Source organism: Sphingobacterium sp. xlx-130 (genome assembly GCF_011007405.1).
Taxonomy (GTDB): domain Bacteria; phylum Bacteroidota; class Bacteroidia; order Sphingobacteriales; family Sphingobacteriaceae; genus Sphingobacterium; species Sphingobacterium luzhongxinii.
Genome location: NZ_WFKN01000001.1, coordinates 175,267 through 200,919 on the forward strand (window position 1 = coordinate 175,267; position 25,653 = coordinate 200,919).

The window sequence follows — 25,653 nt, forward strand, 5'->3', positions numbered from 1 at the left end:
CCATTATTGATATTCATCACAAATTCAGATGATATGAATCATAAATTATCAAAACAACACTCCAACCGATTGATATAAAAGCGATTACAAAATAAAATAATCTCATGTTTGCTCAACTATTTTATGTTTATGATTTGACGCATAAAATGCCAATCTGGACAGCACTAAATTTGTCAAGAAGATAAAAATAATTGAGTAGAAAAATTAATCCATAAGAAAATGAAAAAGCTAATTTACCTATTTACAATCTGCATCATTGTATATGCATGTTCACAAAGCAACAACCAAAACCAAAACGAGACCTCTTCAAACGAAGTAGAATCTGAAAACACTTCAGCAGCGACATCAAGCTATGACCCTAAACGAGGTGAGGGCAAGTATGAGAAAGTGGAAATAGAAGAAAAATTAGATCAGAAAATGGCAACAAGTGGAGAATCAATTGCAAATCTTAAATGTGCTAGTTGTCATAAGTACTCTGATGAAAAATTGGTAGGTCCAGGTTGGGCCGGAGTGTCTAAAAGACATGCTCCTGAATGGATTATGAATTTTATAACCAACCCAGATCCTATGATCGACAAAGACCCAAAACTACAAGCTCAACTAGAACTTTGTTTAGTGCGCATGCCAAACCAGAATCTTTCCGATAAAGATGCCCGTGATATCCTGGAGTTTATGCGTAAAAACGATGGTCTTAAATAAACGCAGAACAACAACAAAATTACCTTAACAAGTTTAATCAGCAATATGTTATGAAGATTAAAAATCAACTCTTATGTGCCATGGCTATTTTAGCCGGTACAGTATCCTTTCAGGCCTGTAAGCCTAAGGGTACTGAAAACGCTGTTAGCGCAAATGCGGCAGAAAAAGTTTATGTAGCTCCAGGAAAATACGACGAATTCTACACGTTTACTTCAGGTGGATTTAGCGGCCAATTGTCTGTCTATGGATTGCCTTCAGGTAGATTGTTTCGTGTCATACCTGTATTCTCTGTAGATCCTGAAAAGGGATGGGGATACAGCGAAGAAACTAAACCTATGTTGGAAACATCGCATGGCAGCGTACCTTGGGACGATCTTCACCACGTCCAGTTGTCAAAAACCAATGGCGAATATGACGGCAAGTGGGTGTTTGTCAACGCCAACAATACCCCGCGTATTGCCCGTGTGGATCTTACTACTTTTAGAACGGCCGAAATTTTAGAACTTCCCAATAGCGGAGGGAATCACTCCTCGCCATTCATCACACAAAATACAGAATATGTAGTAACAGGCACAAGGTTCAGCGTACCTATGGATGGTGCCAATAGCGACGTTTCTATAGATACATACAAGAAAAACTTTAAAGGAACATTGAGCTTTGTAAGTGTGAACAAGGAAAGTGGAAATATGGACATCGCTTTCCAAATTGAGACACCTGGTGTTAATTACGATTTGAGTAGAGCAGGAAAAGAAGCTTCACATGGATGGTTCTTCTTTTCGACATACAATACCGAACAGGCGAATACACTTCTGGAAGTCAATGCTTCTAAAAATGACAAGGACTTTATTTTGGCCGTAAACTGGAAAAAAGCTGAAGAATACTTAAAGGCCGGCAAGGGCAAAAAAGTAAGTAATCTAAAATATGCACACAATATATATGACGAACACGCACACACTTCAAAATCTACGATTAAAAATGAGGTAGTGATACTAAATTCTGCCGAATTAGAAGGATTGTGCTACTATATTCCATGCCCTAAATCTCCTCACGGCGTTGACGTGGATCCTACGGGCGAGTATATCGTAGGAAGTGGAAAATTAGCAGCCTTGATTCCTGTATTTTCATTCACTAAAATCCAGAAAGCTATTAAAGATAAATCTTTTGAAGGCACATTTGAAGGTATCCCGATTATCAAATACGAGTCGGCTTTGTATGGAGAGGTGGAGAAACCCGGCTTAGGCCCATTACATACCGAATTTGATGGCAAAGGAAATGCAATTACCTCGTTCTTTGTATCATCCGAATTAGTAAAATGGAATATCAAAGACCTTAAAATATTAGATAGGGCACCTACCTTTTACTCCGTAGGTCACTTGATGATTCCGGGAGGCGACACCAAATCGCCTGATGGAAAATATGTAGTGGCATATAACAAAATTACGAAAGATCGTTTTTTACCAACTGGACCTGAACTGGCACACAGTGCGCAGTTATATGATATATCAGGAGATAAAATGCAGTTGCTGCTCGACTTTCCGACCATCGGAGAACCTCACTATGCGCAAGCTATAAAAGCCGAAAAAATTAAAGACAAATCGGTCAAGATTTACAAATTGGAGGCAAATAAGCATCCTAACTTTGCTAAAGGTGAGGCCGATGCCCGGGTAGAAAGAAAAGGCAATACAGTTCATGTTTATCTAACTACAATACGATCTCATTTTACACCGGATAAAATCGAAGGTGTTAAACTGGGAGATGAGGTTCTTTTCCACGTTACCAATATTGAGCAAGATTGGGATATGCCGCATGGTTTTGCTATCAAAGGAGCCAGTAATGGTGAATTGCTGGTTATGCCTGGAGAAACTCAAACGTTAAAATGGGTACCAGACCGCACCGGAATATTCCCTATTTACTGTACAGATTTTTGTAGTGCATTACACCAGGAGATGGCCGGCTATGTACGCGTATCACCTAAAGGCAGTAATGTTCCTATTTCATATGGTACAGGAGATAAATTGACAACTAAATAACAAGATTGTGAGAAATCCAGGTTCAATTAAAAAAATCCACCGTGTGCTCCTAGTTTCATCAGGTTTGCTGCTCTTTACGACCATTTTTTTCCCGATATGGAGAATCGAGCTGGATGCAGCTCAGTATCCCGAAGGCCTAGAACTACTCATCTACAGTAATAAACTGGCAGGACAGGTCGACATAATTAATGGTTTAAACCATTACATAGGAATGAAGACGCTACATGCAGCGGATTTTATTGAGTTCACCATTCTCCCTTATATACTGGGGATGTTCGCCTTGGCCTTCATCGCTGTAGGTATATTTGGCAAGCTGAAGGCTCTAAAAATACTCTTCACCGCCTTTGTACTATTTGGAATTATAGCCATGGTGGATTTTTGGATCTGGGAATATAATTATGGGCACGATCTAGATCCCAACGCTGCTATCAAAGTACCTGGCATGGCTTACCAACCACCCCTTATCGGATTTAAACAATTGTTAAATTTTGGGGCTTACTCTATACCGGATATTGGTGGGTGGATTATCGTTGGGGTCGGCGTTGTGCTTTTATATTGCTTAGGGGCAGAATGGAAATCAACTAAAAAAAATATATAATGACTAATCCTATACAAAAAAATATAGCAAAGATCTGGACTTTAGTTTTGTTGGTCGTGGGGTTACAAGCTTGTAACGCTAGCGGACCAAAACCCATAAACTATGGTAAAGATCAGTGTGTGTATTGTAAAATGACCATCTCTGACGCTAGATTCGGGACGCAGCTACTAACAAAAAAAGGCCGCACCTATAATTTTGATGATTTATCTTGCATGGTAGCTTTCGCTGCTGAAGGTACCGTCTCAAAACAAGATATCGAAAACCTGTACGTACCGGATTACAGCCAAGACAAAAAGTTATATCCAGCCAACGAAATGTTTTTCTTAAAGAGTGAAAGTCTGAAAAGCCCTATGCGTGGAGATATTGCTGCTTTTAAAAATGAAGCTGACTTAAAGCGCGTACAGAAAGAATTAGGAGGAAAACAGCTGGCCTGGAAAGAAATCTGGAAATAAGGAAATGAGAAATTTCTATTTACTTAAGCAACTTTTTTTTTTACTTACCTACCTAATGGTGAGCGGCAATCTATATGCCGACACCATTAAGGTAGGAAACAAGGAGTCTATAAAATCAATTCGGAAAGCTATCCAGATAGCTAAACAAGGAGATACTGTCGTCGTCGAAAAAGGTGTGTACAAAGGGAATATCACCATCGATAAGCCGTTAACTCTAATTGGGAATAATCTTCCAACTCTTGATGGCGAAAAAAAATATGAACCTATTTCGATAAAATCACCTGACGTCATAGTAAAAGGATTTCTGATCAAATCCTCTGGCCACTCCTCGCTTACGGATATTGCCGGCATCAAGGTATATAATACCGAACGCGTCACCATAAGCAACAATGTTTTAGAAGACAACTATTTTGGAATTTATTTTCAAGCCTCAAAAAACTGTATAGCAGAGAACAATTCGATCACAGCCTATGGGTCGACAGAACAGCTCAGCGGGAACGGCATACATGCCTGGAATAGTGACAGCCTCTCTATCTATCACAATAAAATATTGGGGCATCGCGATGGCATATACCTTGAATTTGTAACCCATACACATGTAGAAAAAAATCTATCTAAAAATAACATCAGATACGGCCTACATTTTATGTTTTCACATGATAATGCCTATATCCAAAACGAATTTACGCATAACGGAGCAGGAGTCGCAGTGATGTATACGAAACGTGTCCGTATGGAATACAATGTTTTCAATGAAAACTGGGGTGATTCTGCCTATGGCCTCTTACTAAAGGACATCACCGATAGTGAAATCAAACACAACAAATTCAGTAAAAACACAACTGCCATTTTCATGGAGGGCAGCAACCGGATTCATATCGAAAACAATCAAATCGAACATAATGGATGGGCCTTAAAAATACAGGCCAGCTGCACAGATAATATGCTAATCAACAACAACTTCATAAACAACACTTTTGACGTAGCAACGAACAATATGACGTTGATGGAAAACACCTTCAAGCTTAATTTTTGGGACAAATATGAAGGTTACGATCTGGACAGGGACGGTATAGGCGATGTCCCCTATCGTCCAGTAAGTCTATTCTCTGTCATCGTAGAACAATACCCTATGGCCATGCTATTGTTCCGGAGCTTCATGTCTAAATTACTGGACCGTACAGAACGGGTAATGCCTAGTCTTACCCCAGAAAAATTAAAGGACGACACCCCTCATATGAAACCTATTGCCGTATGATAAAAATTGAAAATATCTGTAAAAGTTTTGGTAAAATAAAAGTACTAAAAGAGATAAACCTAAATTTTGACCGCGGGCAATGCATTGCATTAATAGGCCCCAATGGCTGTGGTAAAACCACACTGATAAAATCGATATTGGGTATGGTCGTACCTTCATCGGGTACCATTCTAGTCCAGAACAAAAGTATTAAACAAGCTTGGGAATACCGTAAAGACATTGGATACATGCCCCAAATAGGCCGATACCCAGACAATATGACTATCGGACAAGTATTGGATATGATGAAAGACATACGTGCCGATCTCCACCAGGATTGCGACACAGAGCTTTACCGCGAATTCAAAATGGAAGAATTGTTAACGAAAAGAATGAGCACATTATCTGGGGGGACGCGACAAAAGGTGAGTGCCTGTATTGCCTTTATGTTCAAACCACAGATCTTGATATTGGACGAACCTACTGCAGGATTAGACCCGATATCTACGGAGATCCTCAAAGATAAAATACGAAGAGAACAGGACAACAACAAACTGATCATAATTACCTCCCACATTCTTAGTGATTTGGACGAGTTAGTCTCCGAGATTATTTATATGGAAGATGGCCAGCTTCGATTCCATAAAAACATTGATGCTTTGAAGCAGGAAACGGGAACAGAAAAATTGGGAAAAGCTATTGCCCAAATCATGTTATCTTCTAATACCAAGGATTATGCATAAAATCATTAAATATGTTATCAGTGATATCCTACGTAGCAAAACGATTATCGCATACACTTTGATCCTTTTTGCCCTCTCTTTTAGTATACTAGGGATGGAAAACAATGCTGAAAAAGGGATAGTGAGCTTAATGAACATTGTGTTGTTTGTCGTACCTTTAGTAAGTATCATCTTTTCGACGGTCTATCTTTACAATAGCGCAGAGTTTATCGAACTATTAGTCAGCCAACCGTTAAAACGCACAAAAATATGGACTAGTATTTTCTTAGGGCTATCTGGCGCCACTACATTTGCCTTTTTATTAGGTGTAGGTATACCGATAATTATCTTCGCTTGGATACCTTCGGGTGTACTCTTATTGGCATGTGGAGCTGCACTTTCTATGATTTTTGTTTCCGTAGCCTTATGGACTTCAGTACGTATCCGAGACAAAGCAAAAGGGATAGGTTTAGCCATTTTGATATGGTTATATTTTGCCTTGTTATTCGATGCTATAGTGCTCTTTGTGATGTTCCAATTTTCGGATTATCCGATTGAAAACGCAATGGTCGCATTCACAATGCTCAATCCAATTGATATCACACGGATTATTATATTGTTGCAAGTGGATCTATCCGCCATGATGGGCTATACCGGAGCGATTTTCCAAAAATTCTTCGGTACAGGCGGAGGAATGATTTTGACGATAATCATTTCTTTTTTGTGGATAGCTCTCCCTCTCCTTTTGTCAACAAGATACTTCACAAAAAAAGACTTATAACACACTGAATACCAAATGCTGACAATCCATTAACAATTTTAACGGACGCTATGAGCAAAGTCATAAAATAGCGACTCTAAGTGGGGTAAATTTGTACTATACCGAATAAGGGAAATCGGTGACATATGATAAAATAACATTTTAAATAAAGTTGATTATTATGATAAAGACTACAACACTGGATGTAACTACTATTGAACCGAGATTTAAGCATCCTACAATTTTCGAGCATTTTGATAGTCTAGTAGAAGGAGAAGGATTCGAAATTTTGAATGACCATGATCCTAAGCCATTGTACTATCAATTATTGGGTGAACGTGGAAATATCTTTACTTGGGAATATCTTGAACACGGGCCAGAATGGTGGCGTGTGCGTATTTACAAACCAATAAAAAAGGATAAAAATCATCCTACTGTGGGAGAAATCGCGGCACAGGATATAAAAAAAGTCGAAGTGTTCAAAAAACTAGGAATTGACTTTTGTTGTGGTGGCAAGAAAACAATACAAGAAGCTGCGCAATCTATTGGCATGGATCCTGAACAGTTGCAGTATGAACTGGAGAATGCTAAATCGAGCAGTTCAGCGGGTATTCAGCATGATTTTAACTCTTGGGAGCCTGGCTTTTTGGCTGACTACATCACCAATGTACACCACCACTATATCCGTGAACAAGGGCCGATTATAACCCAGTTGGCGAATAAAGTAGCTATGAGACATGGATCAGAAAGAAAAGAACTCTTTAAGTTAGCAACCGGTATACATGACTTTATGGAAGATCTCTACAAACATATCCTACATGAAGACCAAAAGATTTTCACTGTGGTGAAGCAACTAAGCTCTGGTACGGATATCGATTTAAAGGAGCTAGAAAGTGCTATTCAGTATCTGGAAGAAGAGCACGAACAAGCCGGTGAAAATCTGAGTCTTTTTAGAACATGGACAGATAACTACAAATTACCGGAAAATGCGTGCAATTCTTACACTTATCTTTTCGAAAAAATTAAAGAATTTGAAAACGATCTTTTACAACATATACATCTGGAAAACAACATACTATTTCCAAAAGCGCTTGCCTTGAATTAACAACAAAACATCATGATTAGTGTAAACCAACATACCAAAATCGCCGCAATCATCAAAGCAAATCCAGAAAGTATTACAGCCATAGCATCTTTAGCCAAGCCATTACATAAGCTTAAAAACCCACTTCTTCGGCGTTTGCTAGCTTCGCGGGTTACTATTGCGGAAGCTGCTGCTATGGGAGGCTGTGAAATTGCAGACTTTGAACGTGTGTTGGTTCCTCTCGGATTTGTTTTTGAAACATTACCGATAAAACATGAACATGCGGAAGCAGCGACCATGAGACCGGATTGGTTGACGAACCTCCCCCCTCATGCCCAAAACCTATTTGATGTACGCGAATTAATTGATAATGGTGAAGATCCTTTAAAGATGATACTTCAACATTATCATTCGCTACCAGAGGGACATGCGTTGTGCATTGTAAACAGCTTTATCCCTTACCCTTTAATATCGGTAATAGGCAAAAAGGGAGCTCAATATCACGTCGAAACCTTATCTCCAGATCTCCATCACACCTGGTTTTTAAAAAAAGAGTTACAAGGATCAATTACTGACAACCATAATAGTAGCAGCATTAATATGCTTGACACCCAAGAATTTGAAGCGATCTTGTCAAAACACACTAAAAAGCAGATAATAACACTGGATGTCAGGCATTTGCCCATGCCTTTACCCATGGAGACTATTCTTCAAGCCCTGGCAGAATTAAATGAAGATGAATTACTTTATGTTTATCACAAACGTGTACCCTTACATTTGATGGAAGAACTTGAAGACAGTGACTTTGCAATCCGAATTTGTGAGTTTGGACGAGACGATATACGACTTCTCATCCATCAAGAGGTACATTAAATAATCCTACATGGCTGATCTATTCGTTCACCGAGCCCCTAAATCGCTGGCTGTCATCCCATTTTACATAACAGCAGCTGTTTTCTTTTTAGGATGCAGTATACTTTTGTTTATTTCCTCTGCAGAACTGACCGGCCATCATTTTAATCCCCATATTTTAGCTATTGTACATGGGTTAGTATTGGGCTGGTGCACCATGATAATTTTTGGAGCAGTGTACCAATTACTACCCGTATTATGCGAGAACGAGCTTTACAGCTGTAAACTAGCCTTTCTTTCTTATCTTACTTTATTGATGGGCAGTTCTATGCTAATCTACTGTTTTTGGAGATTCCACATTGGGCCCCTCCTGATTATCGGTGGAAGTATTGTTGTTTTTTCGGCATTATGTTTTCTGCTCAATATCTGCACGACCATTATCAAAGCGACCAAGAGCAGTCCTTATCAATATTTCATAATCAGCTCCGCTATATGGTTGGTGCTCACCACATCAGCCGGATTACTTTTAGCTATCAATCTCGTTTACAACTTTATTCCAAGAGATCATCTAGACCTCCTCAAACTTCATGCGCACGCAGGTATTGTCGGTTGGTTTTTACAATTAATCTGTGGAGTCGGAGCTAAACTAATTCCTATGTTTCTGTTAGGGAAAGCCAAAAGGACCTATTTGTTACATGCAGCCTTAATACTTCAAAATACGGGACTCGTTTTATTTATTACACATGCCTTTTTCAAAAAAATAGACCTAGTAGCCGCCATATATATTGCACTAATTATTATCGGCACACTATTGTGGTGTTGGTACATCTGGGAGGCTGTAAAGACAAGAATTCGAAAAAAAATAGACTTGCTGATGAAACAAGCTATTTATTCACTCTACATCAAATTACTAGCAGTAATTGTGCTCGGGATTACGTTTATCAGTACCGAAAGCAAATGGATCACCCTCTACGGTACGCTCATCTTTCTAGGTTGGATAACAGGTATAATTATCAGCAAAACTTTTAAAACACTTCCATTCATCATCTGGAATAATCTTTACAGAAATATCCATGGTAATGCAAATATACCTCTTCCCAAGAATCTCTATAGTAAGAAGCTCGTAACGTACCAAACATTTCTGTTTATCACTGCTCTACTATTGCTGTGTTTAGCCCTGTTAGTCGACCGAAAATGGCTATTGCAGGTAGCAACAGCATCCTGGATAGCACTGGCTTTATTATACTGTTATAATGTAGGCACTGTAGTATTACATCAATCAAAATTGGAGAAATGAACATTAGTTTAAATGGTCCATTTGCAAAGGAGCAAATGAAAGCACAGACAGCATTGCTACAGGTTATTGACCCAGAACTAGGTATCAACATTATTGATCTGGGCTTAGTATATGAACTAGACTTTTCAAACGTAGAGACTATTGTAGTAACGATGACTTTCTCTACACCACACTGTCCATTAGGAGATGCCATCCAACAGGGAGTCGTCCATGTCCTTTCTGTAGCTTTCCCTGAACGGCATATCGATATCAAGATCGTATGGGAACCTGAATGGAACTACGATATGATCACGGAAGAAGGAAAGTTAGCTCTAGGTATAACCTAAAAAAAATCATTATTTTATTATGCCTAAGATCATAAAAAAAGGAGAAACTAGCCTTTAAATTTGTCGTAACCCCTCAATAAAAACTGTACACAAAGAAGTTATGCTATGGAGAAATATGTTATCAAAAGAAATGGTCAGTTTGAACCGTTCCAATTTTTCAAAATAAAAGATGCTATCGAAAAGGGATTTCAGAGTACCCAACATCCTATCGATGAGCAGGTGCTCGATAATGTTGTTAAAGAGCTCGACAAACAAGATACTTGGGCGGTAGAAGATATTCAAAACATTATAGAACATTCATTTTATGAATCGGGATACTTCGAGTCAATGAAATCCTTTATGCTGTACCGCCATACGCGTAAAATGCAGCGTGAACACGTTGATCATCTATTAGATGACACGACCTACATCGACAGCACGCAGACGGTAGAAGAATACATCCGTCAGACAGACTGGCGTATAAACGCCAACGCCAACACCTCATTTTCGAATGCTGGATTGGTCAACAATACTGCTGGAAAGATCATCGCTAACTACTGGTTGGATAAGGTCTATACCAAAGAAGAGGGATATGCCCACCGAAATGCCGATATCCATATCCACGATCTCGATTGTCTCACAGGCTACTGTGCAGGATGGAGTCTACGGGTACTGTTGGACGAGGGGTTCAATGGGGTTCGCGGCCGTATTGAAAGCCGCCCCCCGTCTCATTTTAGAGAAGCATTAGGTCAAATGGCTAATTTTCTCGGTATCTTGCAGAGCGAGTGGGCGGGTGCACAGGCCTTCAGTTCGTTTGATACATATCTTGCTCCTTACGTATTTAAAGATCAGTTACATTATACAGATGTGCTCAAAGCGATCCGAAGTTTTGTTTATAATCTCAATGTACCTGCCCGATGGGGGCAATCGCCGTTTACCAATATCACGCTAGACTGGAACGTCCCTGAAGATCTCAAAAACCAAACACCTACACGAAACCAACGCCATCTATTTGAAGATCTGGAAAACCCTTTGTTATTAGCAAAAGCAAAACAAAGGGGTATAGACACACTACAAGATCTGTGTTACTGCCATTTTCAACCGGAAATGGATATGATCAATAAAGCTTATTATACCGTAATGACCGAAGGTGATGCACATGGGCAACCTTTTACTTTTCCAATTCCGACGGTCAATATAACTGAAGATTTTGATTGGCATAGTGAAAATGCACGTCTTCTATTTGAGAATACGGCAAAAATCGGATCTTCCTATTTTCAAAACTTCATCGGCAGCCAATACATATTAGATGAGGATGGGCAGCGGATTGAAAATCCAGAAGCGTACAAGCCCAATGCAGTACGAAGTATGTGCTGTCGTCTACAGTTAGATCTACGTGAATTATTAAAACGAGGCAATGGACTATTCGGTAGTGCGGAGATGACAGGAAGTATTGGGGTAGTAACCATCAACATGGCAAGGCTCGGATTTCTCTTTCAGGCTGAAAAAAAAGCACTCTACCAGCGGCTAGATTACTGGCTGGAAATTGCCAAATCTACGCTGGAAAAGAAACGTGTATTTGTTCAAGAACGATACGACAGTGGATTATACCCTTACACCAAACGTTATCTGCCACATTTCCGTAATCATTTCTCTACTATTGGTGTCAATGGAATCAATGAGATGATCCGCAACTATACCGGCGACAAAGAAGACATCTCGACACCTTGGGGCATTAAGTTTGCAATGGAGATACTCGAACACATCCGGTTAAAACTCATTAATTTTCAAGAAACGACAGGTAATCTCTATAATCTCGAAGCTACTCCTGCCGAGGGAACTACTTATCGATTCGCTAAAGAAGATAAAAAGAGATTTCCAACAATACTCCAAGCCGGATCTGGCGAAAACATCTATTACACAAACAGCTCCCAGCTCCAGGTAGATTATTGCGAAGATCCATTTGAAGCACTCTTACTGCAAGACAAATTACAGTGCAAATATACGGGAGGTACCGTCTTGCATCTCTATATGAACGAGCGGATAGGGACAGCGGAAGCCTGCTCATCCTTCGTAAAGACGGTATTATCAAACTTCAAACTACCTTACATCACGGTTACACCAGTTTTCAGTATCTGCCCTATTCATGGCTACCTTACCGGAGAGCACGAATACTGTCCGCAATGTGATGACATACTTATCGTTAAACACACTCAAATTTCATCATTATGACAACAAATTCCACAAATCATGATTTGATATTAAAGCAATATCAAGAAGAACGAAGCAAATGTTTAGTATACACGCGTGTTATGGGCTATCACCGTCCTGTTGAAAGTTTTAACATCGGCAAAAAGGGGGAACATAAACAACGAGCCCACTTTCGATACGAAGATGCGAAGGTCAATATATAACATTACACCATTTACGCTACTAGACTATCCGGAGCATACAGCCTGCATCATATGGTTTGCAGGCTGTAATATGCGCTGCCAATACTGCTATAATCCAGATATAGTGCTTGGAAAAGGAAAACTAACTATTGATAGTGCAGTGGCTTTTTTACATTCGAGACAGCAACTATTAGAAGCCGTGGTTCTCAGCGGTGGAGAATGTACATTACATCCTTCTATAGTTACGCTTGCACGAGAAGCAAAAAAGAGAAATTATCTTGTTAAAATTGACACCAACGGGACCCAGCCCCGCCGTATAGACAAGTTACTCCAAGAGAATCTGGTGGATTACATTGCATTGGATTTTAAGGCTCCACCACATAAGCATGCTGATATTACCCAATCGGATACCTGGACTACTTTTACGCAAAGCCTACAAATCATCCAAGATTCCCAAATTCAGTTTGAAATACGCACTACTTGGCATAGTGAATTGCTTAACACCAAAGATCTCCAGGAAATGATACATTTTCTTGAAAAAATAAAATACAAAGGTAATTATTATATACAGCGATTTGTCAACGAAGTACCCACGCTGAGCAAATTGTCCCGTAGTAATACACATCTAGACCTCAGTCAGCTAACGTCTCCTGATATACGCATCATAATTCGTTAATTCATTGCCCTCATAAATTTATCATCATTATGATCGGTGAGCCATCATGCCCGTTAAGCCGATACCTATCACTATAGATGCCGCTAATAGCAAAAAATGAGCATACGGAAGTGAAGTTCCGCCAAGTGCAAGGAGAGCTTGTAGTGCTAAAAAAATCTCATTCATCACTGCGCCCAAAATAAATATATTAAAAGAAAACATCGCATACCTATTATACTCTATTAAAGATTCCTTATATAGAAAACTTAAAATAAAAATGGAGACAATCAACAAAAGCACTAAGTGGAGGTAACCTACGATGACAGGACGGAAACCATAAACGAAATGGCTTAAAGAAGGAATAACAGACAGGCTCTGTAAAAGAACTTTTAACAATATCGCCCAACAAACCAACCACAAAATGACTTTGATACGGCCATGAATCGGTATGGAAGATTTCCTATTTCCTTTATAGAGACTGATCATCCAGTACCCCCACACACAACATTGCCCAATTGCTGCCAAAACAAGTAATATGTACACTATATCCCCCATATCCCACCAAAGTACAGAAAGCAGATATAAAGGTACCGTCACGATAGAAAGGACTTTATAAAGTAGGTCCGTCGAAGGCAATATAACGCCGTATTGTTTCAGTACGTGACAAGCAAGTCCCAATATGGCAAAGAAAAACCAACCATTATATTGAAAATGCAGATAGAAGTAAACTGAAGCTAATTGATTTTGTACATTGGCCTGATGCGTAGACATTATATATGCTAAGTAGAAAGTTCCGATAGCGGAGAGAGCCAGAAATATCATGGCCAACCGAAACCAGCGCGCAATCTTTTGATCCAACTGCTGCTTTTCCATATCCCGCCATAACGCCACCACAAACCAGAAAGACACTAAAATACTCAAACTGGAAAATGTAATCGAAATACCCCCATAGCCCTGATACAGAAAACTAAACAACATACCCAAAGAACAGATGAGATTTGCCCAAAATATACACACATAATGTCGCGGTAATCGGCCGACCTTCTGAAGTCGAAAGGTCACAACCACCAAACATAACATCAGTGTCTGAGTAACCCATCCAGCAAATGCGAAATGCGAATGCGCATGTTGCATATACTTTAAATTAATAAAGGACATTGGGATGATGAATTTTAATCGCATCAAGATTCCCATAGAAGCAACCAATCCCAGGTTGAAAAGTCCTATTCCTGCCCATTGTTTTACAGTGGTGGTCCATCCGTATCCTGTCATGGGAGACAAAATTAGCTTCCTGAATACAAAAATTTTATGATCAAACGCACAAACATCTAGGAATGTATTGTAGTGCAGTGCTTATGAAAATCATATCTTTTCAGCAATCTATTTAGTCGCAGCTGGACGATTTTCAACAGTATACCTTCCTTTTTCTATTTACGGATCAAATGAACACCAGTCGCTAAGCCACTCCCCAACAAAGCTCCTGCGGCTATATCCGAAGGATAATGCACCCCTAGATACATTCTAGAATAAGCTACGCTGGAGGACCACACAAGAGCCGGGGCGATTACATACCACTTTGGATATACCCCTGATAAAGAGACTGCAGTAGAAAACGCAGAAGAAGTATGTCCTGATGGGAATGCGTAACCGCTAGGCTGCGTCACCGCTACAAAATTGTTATATTTCCGAAAAGGTCTTTTTCGTTTAAACAGCTGCTTTATGCCATAGTTAACCACAGCCGTAATTGCAGTACTGGTACCTATATACAAGGCGTTCTGACGCATAGTCTTGTCGCCATTGATCGCCCCTACAGCAAACAACCCGATGGGAACTCCAATATTTACGTAATTATTGGCATCTGATATAGCTCGAAACATATGGCTCTTTGTATCGCTGCGTGTACGGGCAATATTCCTTAGCGTAGTTATATCAAAATTTTCTTGCGGAAAAACTTCCTGTCCGAATGTCCCAGTGGAATAAGCTACCCAACAAAAAAACAATAAAAAAAATCTCTTCCAAAGCATAATCGACAATTTAGAGCTGAAATATAAACATTTTAGGGCAATGTTATATTTTTCGGAGAACCTTTGTTAGGTGCTGTGGTCACTCCGTCTTCCTTATGTAAGTCAATTGAAATTAAAGACTTTATATTTTGGCTATATTCAGTTAAAATTTCTTTTTTTTTTGTAGAATTGTAGTGGGATCGATTTCGATTTCTAAAAAACTTAAACCAAATTATACATTTTGTAAACCTTCAACTTATGCATGTCAACAACACAGCTGAAGAAAAAGAAATTGTAACTCAGCAGAAGTCAAAATTGGGAGTACGCCTATTTTTTGTTTATTTAATCTGCTACGCCGGCTTTGTTATTTTAGGCGTATTCAAGTACGAATTATTAGCGACTACTGTATTTGCAGGACTAAATTTAGCGGTAGCCTATGGCATAGGACTGATCGTTTTTGCGGTGGTCTTAGGTGTGATTTATAACTACTACTGCACGAAATATGAAGACGACGCTGAACTACAGGAAAATCTAAAGGAGGGAGATAACAGATGATATATGATATTTCTTTCACTGCTTTAGCATTTTTCTTCATTTTCGTCGGATTGGTATTAGGGCTTTCTTTTTACTTTGGTCGAAAAAAAAGCTCTTCATCGTCATACTACGCTGCGGGAGGACAGATACACTGGGCGGTCAATGGGATTGCTTTCGCTGGAGATTATCTCTCGGCAGCTTCTTTTCTCGGAATATGCGGGATGATTGCCGTTGCCGGATTCGACGGTTTCCTATATGCAATTGGCTTTTTAGCCGGATGGATTGTAGCATTGTTTCTCATTGCCGAACCCTTCAAACGGCTAGGAAAATACACCTTTACAGATGCCTTGAATGCAAAATTCAACTCGCGCGCAATTACGTTAACAGCCTCTATAAGTACGTTGATCATCTCTATTTTTTACCTTATACCGCAGATGGTCGGTGCAGGCGACTTGGTCATGCCCCTATTAGGATTGCCACATTGGGCTGGGGTAATACTGGTCGGTGCTATTGTTATAGCTATCGTCGCAAGTGCCGGTATGGCCTCTACAACCTATGTGCAGTTTCTTAAAGGCGGATTGCTGATCATTCTATCTTTGGCGCTCACCTTTTATATCCTAAAAAACGGTCTATCCAGTCCGCCTGATGCTGAAGGGAATAAATACCATTCCTTTATAGTGCTGGTACCTCAGGTAAAAGAGGATAAGATCAGTTCTGTGCAGAACTGGAATATTGTGACGCAACAGCAGGTTGGGGATAAAACATTTGTCAAGTTAGCACAAAACGGAATAGAAAGATGGTTCGCCTGGACAAAAGAAGGTGACAATAATTTATTGAAAGAAACACTAAGCATCACCCAAAAAATCAATGGCGAGTTGCTCTATAACGGAGAACCGAAAGAGAATAGGAAGTTTTATCAGGTAGGTCACCTAAGCAAAATTATAGTTAATGGAAAGGAAGTCTCAAGCACTGGTCCACTCAGCCCGTTTCAATTCTTATCGACCATCCGAGAAAGTGAGGTAGTTCGATTCCTCCAGGTGAAATTGGTTGATGGAAATGATCAAGTTTCTATCTATTATCCGGAAGTAACCTCTGGGTCTAAATTTATGTTACCCGGACTAAAATATAAAATTGGTAGTGATGCAAATCTTTGGAGTAAGATGGATTTTGTTTCACTTATGCTGGCTCTGTTTTTGGGCACCGCGGCACTCCCCCATATCTTAATTCGATATTATACGGTGAAGACACCAAAAGATGCCAGAAAATCAACAATTTTAGCGATTGCTGCTATCGGAGGCTTCTATATCTTAACCTTGTTTATTGGACTTGGAGCCGGTGTTAATGGCGTAATGGATGTCGAATCCAGTAATATGGCGGCGCCGTTACTAGCGAGAGCTTTCGGTGCGGCACTATTCTCTATTATATCTGCCGTAGCGTTTGCAACCGTGTTGGGCACTGTAGCTGGACTTATTGTTGCGTCGTCAGGAGCGATTGCTCATGATTTTATAGATGTATACCTGAAGAAAAACTTGGATGATGACAAAAAAGTTAAGGTTGGGAAGATTGCCGCTGTAATAGTAGGAATTGTGGCCATACTCTTAGGTATGGCTTTCCAAGGCATTAACGTTTCGTTTTTAGTTGGTTGGGCATTTGCGATTGCCGCATCCGCAAATCTACCGGCTATTTTATTTTTATTATTCTGGAAAAAAACATCCGCTACAGGAATATCTGCTTCGATAGTTGTTGGGATTGTTGCCTCGCTTGCCATTATCCTGACCTCGCCGACCATGTGGGACAAATATGGGTTGGGCGCTGCGAATGCGATACATCAACTGGAAAACCCGGCGTTAGTATCATTTCCACTGGCGGTGCTGACAGTGTATATCTTTAGTAAATTGTACCCTAAAAAAGATAATAGCTTATTGTCACAGTAACCACTAATGCACTTTTTTATTGACATAGCCATTTTTGATGGCTATGTCAATATACTGACCATAAATCAGCTTGTGGTAACAACAATTGATTATTTTCCTAAATCCAAGCCAAGTCCGACTCCTAAAAATATACTTCGACCTACTTTATTACTTCCGAATCAAGTTCAAACCGAGATTTGGATGTGGGTACAGCGTCGATACTTTGTGCATAAGCATGTGAAATCATCAACCTTGAAACAAAAAATAGATGTTTTGAAAAATGTGGTACAATCCCATCTGTCTATCACGACTAGCCTCCAAATACATTTACCCCCACCAGTGGTAATAATTGTGCAAACCATCGTACTCAAAGTCACATCTTGGGTAAAGCCTATTTCCGATATCGTTTGTCTTCTCCGTTTCCAGCATCAGACCACAGGCTCCTGTCTCTTTACTCCACTGTTTACAGCGATTGATCAAGGCCACCGAGAGCCCCTGTCCTCTATAATCTGCATGTACAAAAAGATCACTCAATAACCATTGCTTTTGTAATCAGGTATAGTGAAAGAGTTTATACAACTGTACGAATCCCACAGCTTTACCATTTACTATCGCCAAAAAAACTTCTGACTCTCCGTTTAAAAAACGTTCTTTCAAAAATGTCTTTCCGCTCTCCAGATCTGATTCCTGACGATAGAAAATACGGTAAAGGTTAAACAACTCTGCAGTCTCATTTAGATCTTCTAAACTTGCTTTCTTGATGATATAGCTCATGTATTTTGATTGTTTGGTATAATGCCGCAAATGTATTTCATATCTAACGGAGGTCTATGGTCCAGATTTCAAATATTATCTGATCCAGCATTCAAAACGCAAACACAAAAGGTAAAATAATATTAAAAAGCCTGCAAATTTTCAGATATTCGCGTCTGTATGACATTCCTGTCAGCAGACAACATTTATAATATCGATCCAGCCCTAAACGTTAACGTAAAGGACAATCATAAAATAACATGAAATAAAAGGCATGATTTTTAAACATCTTTTTAAAGCTACGCTAAATTGGATGGGCAATAGCGAAGAAGCAAAGCCTGCCACGTCGCAGATATACCATAAAAGCCATCGTATCTGCATAGAAGGGAAGCCTGATATACAGGTGTCAGCAGCAAAGGCATTCAAGGGAGATCCCAATCTTTACAATCCAGAAGACTTACTATTGAGTAGCTTGACATCCTGCCACATGATGTCATACCTCTATGTCTGTTCACAAAATAATATTGAGGTCATCTCGTATAGGGATACTGCCGAGGCGCTGTTGGAGACGACTTCCGGGGGCAGTGGACGGTTTGTGGAGGCTAATTTAAATCCACGGGTAATAATTTCTGATCCGACAAAAATAGAACTAGCACTATCACTTCACAACAGCGCAAATCAGCTTTGCTTTATCGCAAATTCCTGTAACTTTCCCATAAATCACTATCCGACCTGTGCGGCTCTATGAATCAGCTGTCCATAGCTTGTATCTGATCATCAGTGAATCCCTGTAATTGATCCAGTTCTTCATCAGATCGATTTAAAAGGTCTGATAAAAAATAAACCTGAGGTTCCTCATCGTTTAAGTGGTCTACATTATCCCATAGCTGCCCTTCGATGCCCTGTGGCCGCCCATCTTTCAAAATATGGTAGCCTTCATCGATCCACTTCTGTATTTGTTCTCTTTTCATAAGTTCTACTTTTGCCACTAAAACAAATACAGATCAAATTAGTTTAACTATTCCATAAAATTAATCTTCCCCCCTGCCAGTCGTCTTTGCTTTCTTTCAGGAGGGTTTCCATAGATTTCGATCACTCCACCTGCCCGGGTCTGGGCATCAACGCTTTTACCTACATTAACCTGACATTTACCACCAGCATTTGTCCGTACGTAGGCATGATCGGAAAGCAGATCTTTGGCCTCATAAAAGCCTCCGAATGTACAATTTACCGATTGATCTCGTGCCTGTCCTTCTACACGGATCACTGCCCCCGCTGTAGTCCAGGCCTCGATCTCATCCGTATGTATACGTAGATCTATACGTGCGCCCTCATTGGCAGAGACGTAAATAGAATCCATATCAATTTCATAACTATCTGTAGTTACCTGTGCTCCCTTTCTTGCTATGATACTAGACAGGTTTGTGGTATACAGACTCACATCCACTTTATGTCCCTGCAGGATATAATTAGTTGTCATTTTCAATCGCAATACATCACCGGTCTGTGTTAATTCCATCTGATTGGCCAATTCTCCTTCGATCACAATTTTATCTTCGTTGCCTTCCAAAAGCCGTACCCGTATCTTGTCCGTGACATCAAGCTCTCTAAACGGAGACAAGGTCCTGGACAATTGGGCATGCACTTGTAAAACAGTAACTGCCACTAAAAAAACCACTAAAAATACCTGTTTCATAAAACTATGTTTCTATCTTCCTAACTGTAGTAATTCCTGCTCTGTATACATCTTCGCCCCCTTCAGATAATTGTAAAGGACGTCTTTGGTTTTTTCATCATTAAGCTTGTAAAGATTGCTGACCAAGAAATCCTTGTCCTGTTCGATATCGTCACGATACCCCAAATAGGACGGAATATAATATTGAATACATAAACGGATAAACCGAAGCTCAATATTATTGGGATCTACCTCTATTTGCTTTTCAAGCATCTTTTTGCCTCCATTAAAATAACTCATCTTCTTGATAGGATTCCCTGTATGTTTGGCCATAAACATATGAAAAGCCGCTTCATAACCTTTTTCTACCGATGTTTTAGCATGCTTCTCGAGCACTTCCAAATGCTTTTCGCATAAATCCTGGTCTTTTACCCCTTTATTAAAGTCTCTACGGACATCATGGAGATTTAGCTGCTGTGCGTTGGCTACAACGGCCAATCCAATAATGGCAATACAAATCAAAATCCCTTTCATAAATAAATACTTACAATGGTTACCCGTCATTAAATTACAAAAAGCAAGCCAAGTACGAGAAGGAAATTTATTTTTTAACCAAATGATCATACAGGCTGTTTGCTATTTCACTTAAGATCGTAGGTTCATTATCTTGATACTTAGGCCGGCATCCATTTGTAATGACCACTATCCCAAAACGTTGTTTAGGCTCAAAAAACATAGCGCTATACAATCCATAAGCCGACCCGGTATGACCGACCATCACCCTGTTGTTCACAAAGTCCTTACTTACACGAAGAGCCAAACCATATCCCGCTTCTTTGTTCACCGGAGTCTGCATCATTTTAGCAGCCTTTCTATCCATAATTTTCACCCCATCCGAATGACCGTAATTCATATGCATGATCATATAACGCGCCAGATCTTCTGCCGAAATTTTCATCCCTCCTGTGGGAGAAAATACAGGCGTGCTATACCCCATGACATAATGCTTTATTTCCTCCCTCCGGGGCGCATATGCGGCAGGCTGTGGGACAAATCCCACAGCTGTACTATCGTACACATATAGCTGAGCAAATGCCTTTTGATCAAGTGAATCGACACAGTACCCTCCTTTCAGGCCCAAGGGTTCTAAAATGCGCTGTTTTATATAGGTATCAAACCGCACACCCACAGCACGTTCTAAAGCTGCTCCGGCCATATTAAAGTTTAAGTTACAATATTCGTAATTAGTCCCTGGTTCGTAATCGTTGTACCCTTTATACCATTCAGGATTTTTCTGGGGATTGATGGCATCTAGATTGAAATAACCATTGCGGTCGTTAATACTGGAGGTATGGGAGAGTACCATCCTTAAGGTGATGATCTTTTCAGGAAATTTCGGATTACGAACAGGATATCCTACTAAGGTTCCAAAGTCCGTGTCCAGCGACAACTTCTTATCAGAGACTAGCTGCATGAGTGCAGTAGCAGTAAATGATTTAGATATAGAGGCTATTCGAAACAGGTCATTTGCTGGATCCAGTTTAACATCCCGCGCTAAATCCTTATATCCGATAGCATCGCTGTGTATAATCTTTCCCTCTTTCACAACGGCATATGCTACTCCTACAGCACTGTAAGCCTTTGCAATAGCATCTATCTCCCTTTTCAGGTCTTGTGCGAATACAGATGTACAGATCCCGAGAAAAAGTAACAAGACTATTTTTTTCATATGTATTTAATTACCTGGTAGTCATTCGTATTTGTACAGTTTTTGTTAGATGGATATCCTTATAAGAATGAGATTATACTTGCTTAAGGCCTATCCGTAATAGATAACCGATCACAATGGCAATGACAAAGCTTGCCAATGTGCCCACTAAGATATACTCTGTAAATTTTGTGTCTTTCGCATTGCTCAAATCACCAAAACGGAATATTGATTTGGCTGCTAATAGAAATCCTATCCCGGAGAGAAATCCCACCTGAATAAACAAAACGATAACAAGTCTTTCCATAATACCGATGAGCATCCCTGCATCCATCAATGTATCATTTCTCTTACTATTGAATTCATTCTCCTGATTCCACCTACTAAAGAATATCTTTAAAAAAATCGGACTTACGACGGCCACAAGCAAGAAAGCAATGACATATAGAAGCGTCCGATCCGAACAAAGAATGTCCAAAAATCCGGTGGGCATACCAAAATGATAAAATGTAATCCCTGTTAATACCCCTATATGTAGAAATTGGTCTAATGTAAACAGGAAAACGGGCTTACAGGGCCACAGTTTCTCCCACCAGATCTTAAGGCTGTCTATAGCAAGATGTGCACACCCGATCGAAAGTATCATGATCCAGTAATCGGTCAGTTTTGGAGCGAATACAATAGCTAGAATCAACATATGGACCAATATATGAAGCAATAGATATAATATATTGTCTTTACGTTTGACTATCCAACTCTTTGGCTGTAGTAAAAAATCTCCTACGAGATGTGCTAGAAGTAGCTTTAGAAATAATGTTAGCATTTTTTCAACAATTGTTCTGTACTATATATTATTGCTTTATTAATCTTGTTCCAGTTGGCCTTTGTCAGTTCGGTACTGATCTGGCTCTGATGCTTTCGCTGCAATACCTTCGCTAATTCCTGCTGATTAGCATTAGGCTGTCGTAACGACTCGGCAACGGTTTCCGCCATATTCACAGTCCATTTATTGGCAATCTCCACACAAAGCCCCAATATTATATTAGTCGCTTCATCCCAATCCGGCCATGGCGAGCTTACCGCAATCAGCTCTTTGTGCAGACTTTCAAAAACCTCCCCAGAACGAACAAAAGCCTGTCCCCATGAGTTTTTAATATGGTTGTCCATATAATCCACTGTACCGATCCCCAACCCCATACGTACATCAAGCTGACTAATGGTCTTCATACGGGATTTGATATAAAACAGGCTACGTATAGCTTGTTCCAGGTCTACCATAAGCTGAAAGCTATCTCCTCTAAAGATATCAAACTTTTCGGAACATTCAGTCAGGGTAGATTCCAAAATCGGCATCCATTCCTTCACGTCTTTGGAGCGCGAGTCTACGATATCACCTGTAATAATTGCATGTAATTGCATATTCCTTTCTTTTTATTTTATCATCAAATCGAGTGATAATCAAATTTATCACTAATATTGATGATAATCAAATTTATCATGCATTCTTGTTCCAATTAAATTTTTATTAGATAGCTTTAAAACAAAATTATAAATAAACGGGTTTTGGATATATGAGCAAATTTCAAAAGCAACTCCGGGCAAATTCTAAATTCAAATTGAACGACTTCCCGACATATCTGGACAATATCAATCCAGAAGAAGCGAAAAGGGAGATGAAACTCGTACGCCGGGACATAGCTAAAATACAAGAAGTATTATATGCCCACAACAAGTATTCCGTACTAATATGTTTACAAGGTATGGATACGGCAGGTAAAGATTCTCTGATACGTGAAGTATTTAAAGATTTTAATGTGCGCGGTGTCGTCGTAGAGAGCTTCAAAACACCGTCCTATGAAGAGCTACAACATGACTACTTATGGCGTCACTACATAGCGTTACCTGAAAGAGGTAAATTTTCCGTATTTAACCGCACCCATTATGAAAATGTATTGGTCACACGGGTACATCCAGCATACATATTACAGGAAAACATCCCTGGTATAAAGGATGTAAAAGATATAACCAACGAGTTTTGGCAAAAAAGATACCAACAGATCATCGATTTCGAAAACCATATCCACGAGAACGGCACCATCATTTTGAAGTTTTACCTTCACCTCAGTAAGTCCGAACAAAAAAATAGATTACTGCGGCGGCTAGACAAAGGAGACCATAATTGGAAATTTTCTCCAGGAGACCTCAAAGAGCGTACACGATGGGACGAGTATATGACCTATTACGAAGAAGCGATACAAAAAACATCCAAGCCCCATGCCCCCTGGTACGTCGTCCCTGCCGACAATAAGGACATAGCCCGATACCTTGTAGCGCAGACTATACTTGAAGAACTCAAGAAATATAAGGATATAAAATACCCTGATCTTTCTCCCGAGATCGAGAAGCATCTTGCGCTATACCGCAGAGAACTCGAAAAAGAAAAATAGCGCATCTACAAGGCTGCCTCTGTCTGATAAACATCAATTCCAATAAAAACTATAGATTATTACCAAGTTGATAAGCCTGATGCTATTTCCATCAGGATTTATCAAAAAATTAGGTTTGAAAATGAAGTATATATAATATATTTGTAGCACCATGAGCACAACATCATATTTATCAGATAGAATCAATAGCCTTTCTGAGTCGGCTACCCTAAAGATGACCAAACTAGGTCGCGAGCTAGCAGCCAAAGGCATCAATGTAATCAGTTTAAGCGTTGGAGAACCGGATTTCAACACCCCAGATCTTGTTAAGGATGCTGCCAAGAAGGCGTTGGATGAAAACTATACACGCTATACCCCGGTACCCGGATATCCGGAGTTGCGGAAAGCAATCGTCGAGAAGTTGAAAAATGAAAATGGACTAGACTATGACATTTCTCAGATTGTCGTATCTACAGGCGCTAAGCAGTCCCTATCCAATGTCATATTAACATTGATCAATCCAGGCGATGAAGTCATCATCCCTACCCCCTACTGGGTATCCTACTCGGAGATGGTCGTATTAGCAGAAGGTAAATCAGTTTTTATCGATACCGATATTGAAAGCAATTTCAAAATCACTCCAGCCCAACTAGAAGCAGCTATAACACCGAAAACAAAAGTATTTATGTTTTCATCTCCGTGCAATCCTACAGGATCCGTGTATAGCAAAGATGAACTAGAAGCTCTGGCCAAAGTATTTGAAAAACATCCCAATATTTTCATTATTTCGGACGAAATCTACGAACACATCAATTTTGTAGACAAACATGAATCTATTGCCCAGTTTGCAGCAATAAAAGACCGCGTTATCATCGTGAATGGTTTCTCAAAGGCCTTTGCCATGACGGGCTGGCGGTTAGGTTATATCGCCGCAAACAAGGAAATAGCAGCTGCCAACGATAAGATGCAAGGGCAGACAACATCCGGAACCTGCTCCATTGCGCAGCGTGCCGGAATTGCCGCCTATGAAGGAGGCTTAGAAAGCGTCCACAAAATGAAAGAGGCTTTTGCGCGCCGTCGTCAATTAGTCTATGACCTGTTGAACGATATCCCGGGTGTAAAAACCAATCTTCCAGAAGGTGCATTCTACTTTTTCCCGGAGATAAGCTCGTTTTTCGGCAAGAAAGATCAAGAAGGAAATACCATTAATAACTCCGGCGATCTAGCACTATACCTTCTAAACCAAGGTCATGTAGCTACTGTAGACGGTAATTCCTTTGGAAATGACAAGTACATCCGCTTGTCTTATGCTGCTTCGGACGAAAATTTAAAAGAAGCACTTCGAAGAATTAAAGAAGCATTAGCCAAATTGGTTTAAAAATTTAGAAAAGCTCCCTTCCGCAAAGGGAGCTTTTCTAATTAAATCCAACCCCCAAAAGAAGTGTTAGAAAGACAAGGGACACCGTATCAAAATCAAGCACTGTTAAAAGATTTTAACACTATTTCGAATAAAAATGCATACCTTTGTGTGCTTTTTTAGCCCTATTTAGGACAGTT

General features: G+C 39.8%; 29 protein-coding genes. 19 read left to right on the plus strand and 10 right to left on the minus strand.

Annotation, left to right across the window (positions count from 1 at the left end):
* Nucleotides 1-219: 219 nt before the first annotated feature.
* The 14 genes from G7B18_RS00655 to G7B18_RS00720 all read left to right on the plus strand — a co-directional run bounded on the left by G7B18_RS00655 (nucleotide 220) and on the right by G7B18_RS00720 (nucleotide 13,105).
* A complete protein-coding gene (locus G7B18_RS00655; protein WP_164111916.1) occupies nucleotides 220-699 on the plus strand; it encodes a c-type cytochrome in 480 nt (159 codons plus the stop codon).
* Between the two features lie 50 nt (nucleotides 700-749).
* On the plus strand, nucleotides 750-2,729 hold the full coding sequence (nosZ, locus tag G7B18_RS00660) for a Sec-dependent nitrous-oxide reductase (RefSeq protein ID WP_164111917.1): 1,980 nt from the start codon (nucleotides 750-752) through the stop codon (nucleotides 2,727-2,729).
* 7 nt (nucleotides 2,730-2,736) lie between these two features.
* Nucleotides 2,737-3,327, plus strand: a complete 591-nt coding sequence (locus G7B18_RS00665) for a hypothetical protein (protein WP_164111918.1) — start codon at nucleotides 2,737-2,739, stop codon at nucleotides 3,325-3,327.
* Complete coding sequence (locus G7B18_RS00670; protein ID WP_164111919.1) at nucleotides 3,327-3,779, plus strand: nitrous oxide reductase accessory protein NosL; 453 nt, start codon at nucleotides 3,327-3,329, stop codon at nucleotides 3,777-3,779. The genes G7B18_RS00665 and G7B18_RS00670 overlap by 1 nt, the downstream gene beginning before the upstream one ends.
* Before the next feature lie 4 nt (nucleotides 3,780-3,783).
* Complete coding sequence (locus tag G7B18_RS00675; protein ID WP_164111920.1) at nucleotides 3,784-5,037, plus strand: nitrous oxide reductase family maturation protein NosD; 1,254 nt, start codon at nucleotides 3,784-3,786, stop codon at nucleotides 5,035-5,037.
* Nucleotides 5,034-5,759: an ABC transporter ATP-binding protein gene (locus tag G7B18_RS00680; RefSeq protein WP_164111921.1), complete on the plus strand. Its 726-nt coding sequence runs from the start codon at nucleotides 5,034-5,036 to the stop codon at nucleotides 5,757-5,759. The genes G7B18_RS00675 and G7B18_RS00680 overlap by 4 nt, the downstream gene beginning before the upstream one ends.
* A complete protein-coding gene (locus G7B18_RS00685; protein WP_164111922.1) occupies nucleotides 5,752-6,519 on the plus strand; it encodes an ABC transporter permease subunit in 768 nt (255 codons plus the stop codon). The genes G7B18_RS00680 and G7B18_RS00685 overlap by 8 nt, the downstream gene beginning before the upstream one ends.
* A gap of 160 nt (nucleotides 6,520-6,679) precedes the next feature.
* Nucleotides 6,680-7,603, plus strand: coding sequence for an iron-sulfur cluster repair di-iron protein (gene ric, locus G7B18_RS00690; protein ID WP_164111923.1), 924 nt, complete (start codon nucleotides 6,680-6,682; stop codon nucleotides 7,601-7,603).
* Nucleotides 7,604-7,615: 12 nt separating this feature from the next.
* Nucleotides 7,616-8,455, plus strand: a complete 840-nt coding sequence (locus tag G7B18_RS00695; RefSeq protein ID WP_164121848.1) for a DUF2249 domain-containing protein — start codon at nucleotides 7,616-7,618, stop codon at nucleotides 8,453-8,455.
* Between the two features lie 10 nt (nucleotides 8,456-8,465).
* Nucleotides 8,466-9,731: a hypothetical protein gene (locus G7B18_RS00700; RefSeq protein WP_164121849.1), complete on the plus strand. Its 1,266-nt coding sequence runs from the start codon at nucleotides 8,466-8,468 to the stop codon at nucleotides 9,729-9,731.
* Nucleotides 9,728-10,057 carry a metal-sulfur cluster assembly factor gene (locus tag G7B18_RS00705; RefSeq protein ID WP_164121850.1) on the plus strand — a complete coding sequence of 110 codons (330 nt, stop codon included), beginning with the start codon at nucleotides 9,728-9,730 and terminating at the stop codon, nucleotides 10,055-10,057. Before G7B18_RS00700 ends, G7B18_RS00705 begins: the two co-directional genes overlap by 4 nt.
* Nucleotides 10,058-10,162: 105 nt before the next feature.
* Entirely contained in the window at nucleotides 10,163-12,268 is a 2,106-nt protein-coding gene (locus G7B18_RS00710; RefSeq protein WP_164111927.1) for a ribonucleoside triphosphate reductase, read from the plus strand.
* The gene (gene nrdD, locus G7B18_RS19175; protein WP_164111928.1) at nucleotides 12,265-12,450 is read left to right on the plus strand and encodes an anaerobic ribonucleoside-triphosphate reductase; all 186 of its coding nucleotides are present in this window, start codon (nucleotides 12,265-12,267) and stop codon (nucleotides 12,448-12,450) included. Before G7B18_RS00710 ends, nrdD begins: the two co-directional genes overlap by 4 nt.
* Nucleotides 12,431-13,105: an anaerobic ribonucleoside-triphosphate reductase activating protein gene (locus G7B18_RS00720; protein WP_164121851.1), complete on the plus strand. Its 675-nt coding sequence runs from the start codon at nucleotides 12,431-12,433 to the stop codon at nucleotides 13,103-13,105. The genes nrdD and G7B18_RS00720 overlap by 20 nt, the downstream gene beginning before the upstream one ends.
* 27 nt (nucleotides 13,106-13,132) lie before the next feature.
* Here G7B18_RS00720 and G7B18_RS00725 read toward each other — a convergent pair whose 3' ends face one another.
* Nucleotides 13,133-14,356, minus strand: coding sequence for a hypothetical protein (locus tag G7B18_RS00725; RefSeq protein WP_164121852.1), 1,224 nt, complete (start codon nucleotides 14,354-14,356; stop codon nucleotides 13,133-13,135).
* A gap of 155 nt (nucleotides 14,357-14,511) precedes the next feature.
* On the minus strand, nucleotides 14,512-15,108 hold the full coding sequence (locus G7B18_RS00730; protein ID WP_164121853.1) for a phosphatase PAP2 family protein: 597 nt from the start codon (nucleotides 15,106-15,108) through the stop codon (nucleotides 14,512-14,514).
* 237 nt (nucleotides 15,109-15,345) lie between these two features.
* On the opposite strand from G7B18_RS00730, the gene G7B18_RS00735 reads away from it, so the two are divergent.
* Both G7B18_RS00735 and G7B18_RS00740 read left to right on the plus strand, forming a co-directional pair.
* Complete coding sequence (locus tag G7B18_RS00735) at nucleotides 15,346-15,642, plus strand: DUF485 domain-containing protein (RefSeq protein WP_164121854.1); 297 nt, start codon at nucleotides 15,346-15,348, stop codon at nucleotides 15,640-15,642.
* Nucleotides 15,639-17,555, plus strand: a complete 1,917-nt coding sequence (locus G7B18_RS00740; protein ID WP_164121855.1) for a cation acetate symporter — start codon at nucleotides 15,639-15,641, stop codon at nucleotides 17,553-17,555. The genes G7B18_RS00735 and G7B18_RS00740 overlap by 4 nt, the downstream gene beginning before the upstream one ends.
* A 306-nt stretch (nucleotides 17,556-17,861) precedes the next feature.
* On the opposite strand, the gene G7B18_RS19025 is transcribed toward G7B18_RS00740, so the two are convergent.
* Entirely contained in the window at nucleotides 17,862-18,068 is a 207-nt protein-coding gene (locus G7B18_RS19025) for a GNAT family N-acetyltransferase (RefSeq protein ID WP_240452729.1), read from the minus strand.
* 18 nt (nucleotides 18,069-18,086) lie between these two features.
* Nucleotides 18,087-18,308, minus strand: a complete 222-nt coding sequence (locus tag G7B18_RS19030) for a hypothetical protein (protein WP_240452730.1) — start codon at nucleotides 18,306-18,308, stop codon at nucleotides 18,087-18,089.
* Between the two features lie 253 nt (nucleotides 18,309-18,561).
* On the opposite strand from G7B18_RS19030, the gene G7B18_RS00750 reads away from it, so the two are divergent.
* Nucleotides 18,562-19,035: an OsmC family protein gene (locus tag G7B18_RS00750; protein ID WP_205600221.1), complete on the plus strand. Its 474-nt coding sequence runs from the start codon at nucleotides 18,562-18,564 to the stop codon at nucleotides 19,033-19,035.
* A 1-nt stretch (nucleotide 19,036) separates the two neighbouring features.
* On the opposite strand, the gene G7B18_RS00755 is transcribed toward G7B18_RS00750, so the two are convergent.
* The 6 genes from G7B18_RS00755 to G7B18_RS00780 all read right to left on the minus strand — a co-directional run bounded on the left by G7B18_RS00755 (nucleotide 19,037) and on the right by G7B18_RS00780 (nucleotide 23,089).
* A complete protein-coding gene (locus G7B18_RS00755) occupies nucleotides 19,037-19,258 on the minus strand; it encodes a hypothetical protein (protein WP_164111935.1) in 222 nt (73 codons plus the stop codon).
* Nucleotides 19,259-19,305: 47 nt separating this feature from the next.
* Nucleotides 19,306-19,983 carry a head GIN domain-containing protein gene (locus tag G7B18_RS00760; protein ID WP_164121856.1) on the minus strand — a complete coding sequence of 226 codons (678 nt, stop codon included), beginning with the start codon at nucleotides 19,981-19,983 and terminating at the stop codon, nucleotides 19,306-19,308.
* 12 nt (nucleotides 19,984-19,995) lie between these two features.
* Nucleotides 19,996-20,496 carry a hypothetical protein gene (locus G7B18_RS00765; protein WP_164121857.1) on the minus strand — a complete coding sequence of 167 codons (501 nt, stop codon included), beginning with the start codon at nucleotides 20,494-20,496 and terminating at the stop codon, nucleotides 19,996-19,998.
* Nucleotides 20,497-20,563: 67 nt separating this feature from the next.
* On the minus strand, nucleotides 20,564-21,691 hold the full coding sequence (locus tag G7B18_RS00770; RefSeq protein ID WP_164111938.1) for a serine hydrolase domain-containing protein: 1,128 nt from the start codon (nucleotides 21,689-21,691) through the stop codon (nucleotides 20,564-20,566).
* Nucleotides 21,692-21,764: 73 nt separating this feature from the next.
* On the minus strand, nucleotides 21,765-22,493 hold the full coding sequence (locus G7B18_RS00775; protein WP_164111939.1) for a DUF3307 domain-containing protein: 729 nt from the start codon (nucleotides 22,491-22,493) through the stop codon (nucleotides 21,765-21,767).
* Nucleotides 22,487-23,089, minus strand: a complete 603-nt coding sequence (locus G7B18_RS00780; RefSeq protein ID WP_164111940.1) for a hypothetical protein — start codon at nucleotides 23,087-23,089, stop codon at nucleotides 22,487-22,489. The genes G7B18_RS00775 and G7B18_RS00780 overlap by 7 nt, the downstream gene beginning before the upstream one ends.
* A gap of 152 nt (nucleotides 23,090-23,241) precedes the next feature.
* Here G7B18_RS00780 and G7B18_RS00785 point away from each other — a divergent pair, with 152 nt between their 5' ends.
* Both G7B18_RS00785 and G7B18_RS00790 read left to right on the plus strand, forming a co-directional pair.
* On the plus strand, nucleotides 23,242-24,117 hold the full coding sequence (locus tag G7B18_RS00785) for a PPK2 family polyphosphate kinase (protein WP_164111941.1): 876 nt from the start codon (nucleotides 23,242-23,244) through the stop codon (nucleotides 24,115-24,117).
* 151 nt (nucleotides 24,118-24,268) lie between these two features.
* Complete coding sequence (locus G7B18_RS00790; RefSeq protein ID WP_240452731.1) at nucleotides 24,269-25,474, plus strand: pyridoxal phosphate-dependent aminotransferase; 1,206 nt, start codon at nucleotides 24,269-24,271, stop codon at nucleotides 25,472-25,474.
* The last annotated feature ends 179 nt before the right edge of the window (nucleotides 25,475-25,653 follow it).

Bases quoted from the DNA above. Each gene is read 5' to 3' on its own strand.
- G7B18_RS00720 (WP_164121851.1), top strand. From the start codon at position 12,431: ATGCGAAGGTCAATATATAACATTACACCATTTACGCTACTAGACTAT.
- G7B18_RS00785 (WP_164111941.1), top strand. From the start codon at position 23,242: ATGAGCAAATTTCAAAAGCAACTCCGGGCAAATTCTAAATTCAAATTG.
- G7B18_RS00700 (WP_164121849.1), top strand. From the start codon at position 8,466: ATGGCTGATCTATTCGTTCACCGAGCCCCTAAATCGCTGGCTGTCATC.
- G7B18_RS00670 (WP_164111919.1), top strand. From the start codon at position 3,327: ATGACTAATCCTATACAAAAAAATATAGCAAAGATCTGGACTTTAGTT.
- G7B18_RS00750 (WP_205600221.1), top strand. From the start codon at position 18,562: ATGATTTTTAAACATCTTTTTAAAGCTACGCTAAATTGGATGGGCAAT.
- G7B18_RS00685 (WP_164111922.1), top strand. From the start codon at position 5,752: ATGCATAAAATCATTAAATATGTTATCAGTGATATCCTACGTAGCAAA.
- G7B18_RS00740 (WP_164121855.1), top strand. From the start codon at position 15,639: ATGATATATGATATTTCTTTCACTGCTTTAGCATTTTTCTTCATTTTC.
- ric (WP_164111923.1), top strand. From the start codon at position 6,680: ATGATAAAGACTACAACACTGGATGTAACTACTATTGAACCGAGATTT.
- nosZ (WP_164111917.1), top strand. From the start codon at position 750: ATGAAGATTAAAAATCAACTCTTATGTGCCATGGCTATTTTAGCCGGT.
- G7B18_RS00780 (WP_164111940.1), bottom strand. From the start codon at position 23,089: ATGCAATTACATGCAATTATTACAGGTGATATCGTAGACTCGCGCTCC.
- nrdD (WP_164111928.1), top strand. From the start codon at position 12,265: ATGACAACAAATTCCACAAATCATGATTTGATATTAAAGCAATATCAA.
- G7B18_RS19030 (WP_240452730.1), bottom strand. From the start codon at position 18,308: ATGAGCTATATCATCAAGAAAGCAAGTTTAGAAGATCTAAATGAGACT.
- G7B18_RS00735 (WP_164121854.1), top strand. From the start codon at position 15,346: ATGCATGTCAACAACACAGCTGAAGAAAAAGAAATTGTAACTCAGCAG.
- G7B18_RS00705 (WP_164121850.1), top strand. From the start codon at position 9,728: ATGAACATTAGTTTAAATGGTCCATTTGCAAAGGAGCAAATGAAAGCA.
- G7B18_RS00755 (WP_164111935.1), bottom strand. From the start codon at position 19,258: ATGAAAAGAGAACAAATACAGAAGTGGATCGATGAAGGCTACCATATT.
- G7B18_RS00710 (WP_164111927.1), top strand. From the start codon at position 10,163: ATGGAGAAATATGTTATCAAAAGAAATGGTCAGTTTGAACCGTTCCAA.
- G7B18_RS00695 (WP_164121848.1), top strand. From the start codon at position 7,616: ATGATTAGTGTAAACCAACATACCAAAATCGCCGCAATCATCAAAGCA.
- G7B18_RS00760 (WP_164121856.1), bottom strand. From the start codon at position 19,983: ATGAAACAGGTATTTTTAGTGGTTTTTTTAGTGGCAGTTACTGTTTTA.
- G7B18_RS00725 (WP_164121852.1), bottom strand. From the start codon at position 14,356: ATGACAGGATACGGATGGACCACCACTGTAAAACAATGGGCAGGAATA.
- G7B18_RS00775 (WP_164111939.1), bottom strand. From the start codon at position 22,493: ATGCTAACATTATTTCTAAAGCTACTTCTAGCACATCTCGTAGGAGAT.
- G7B18_RS00770 (WP_164111938.1), bottom strand. From the start codon at position 21,691: ATGAAAAAAATAGTCTTGTTACTTTTTCTCGGGATCTGTACATCTGTA.
- G7B18_RS00680 (WP_164111921.1), top strand. From the start codon at position 5,034: ATGATAAAAATTGAAAATATCTGTAAAAGTTTTGGTAAAATAAAAGTA.
- G7B18_RS00765 (WP_164121857.1), bottom strand. From the start codon at position 20,496: ATGAAAGGGATTTTGATTTGTATTGCCATTATTGGATTGGCCGTTGTA.
- G7B18_RS00675 (WP_164111920.1), top strand. From the start codon at position 3,784: ATGAGAAATTTCTATTTACTTAAGCAACTTTTTTTTTTACTTACCTAC.
- G7B18_RS00790 (WP_240452731.1), top strand. From the start codon at position 24,269: ATGAGCACAACATCATATTTATCAGATAGAATCAATAGCCTTTCTGAG.
- G7B18_RS00730 (WP_164121853.1), bottom strand. From the start codon at position 15,108: ATGCTTTGGAAGAGATTTTTTTTATTGTTTTTTTGTTGGGTAGCTTAT.
- G7B18_RS00655 (WP_164111916.1), top strand. From the start codon at position 220: ATGAAAAAGCTAATTTACCTATTTACAATCTGCATCATTGTATATGCA.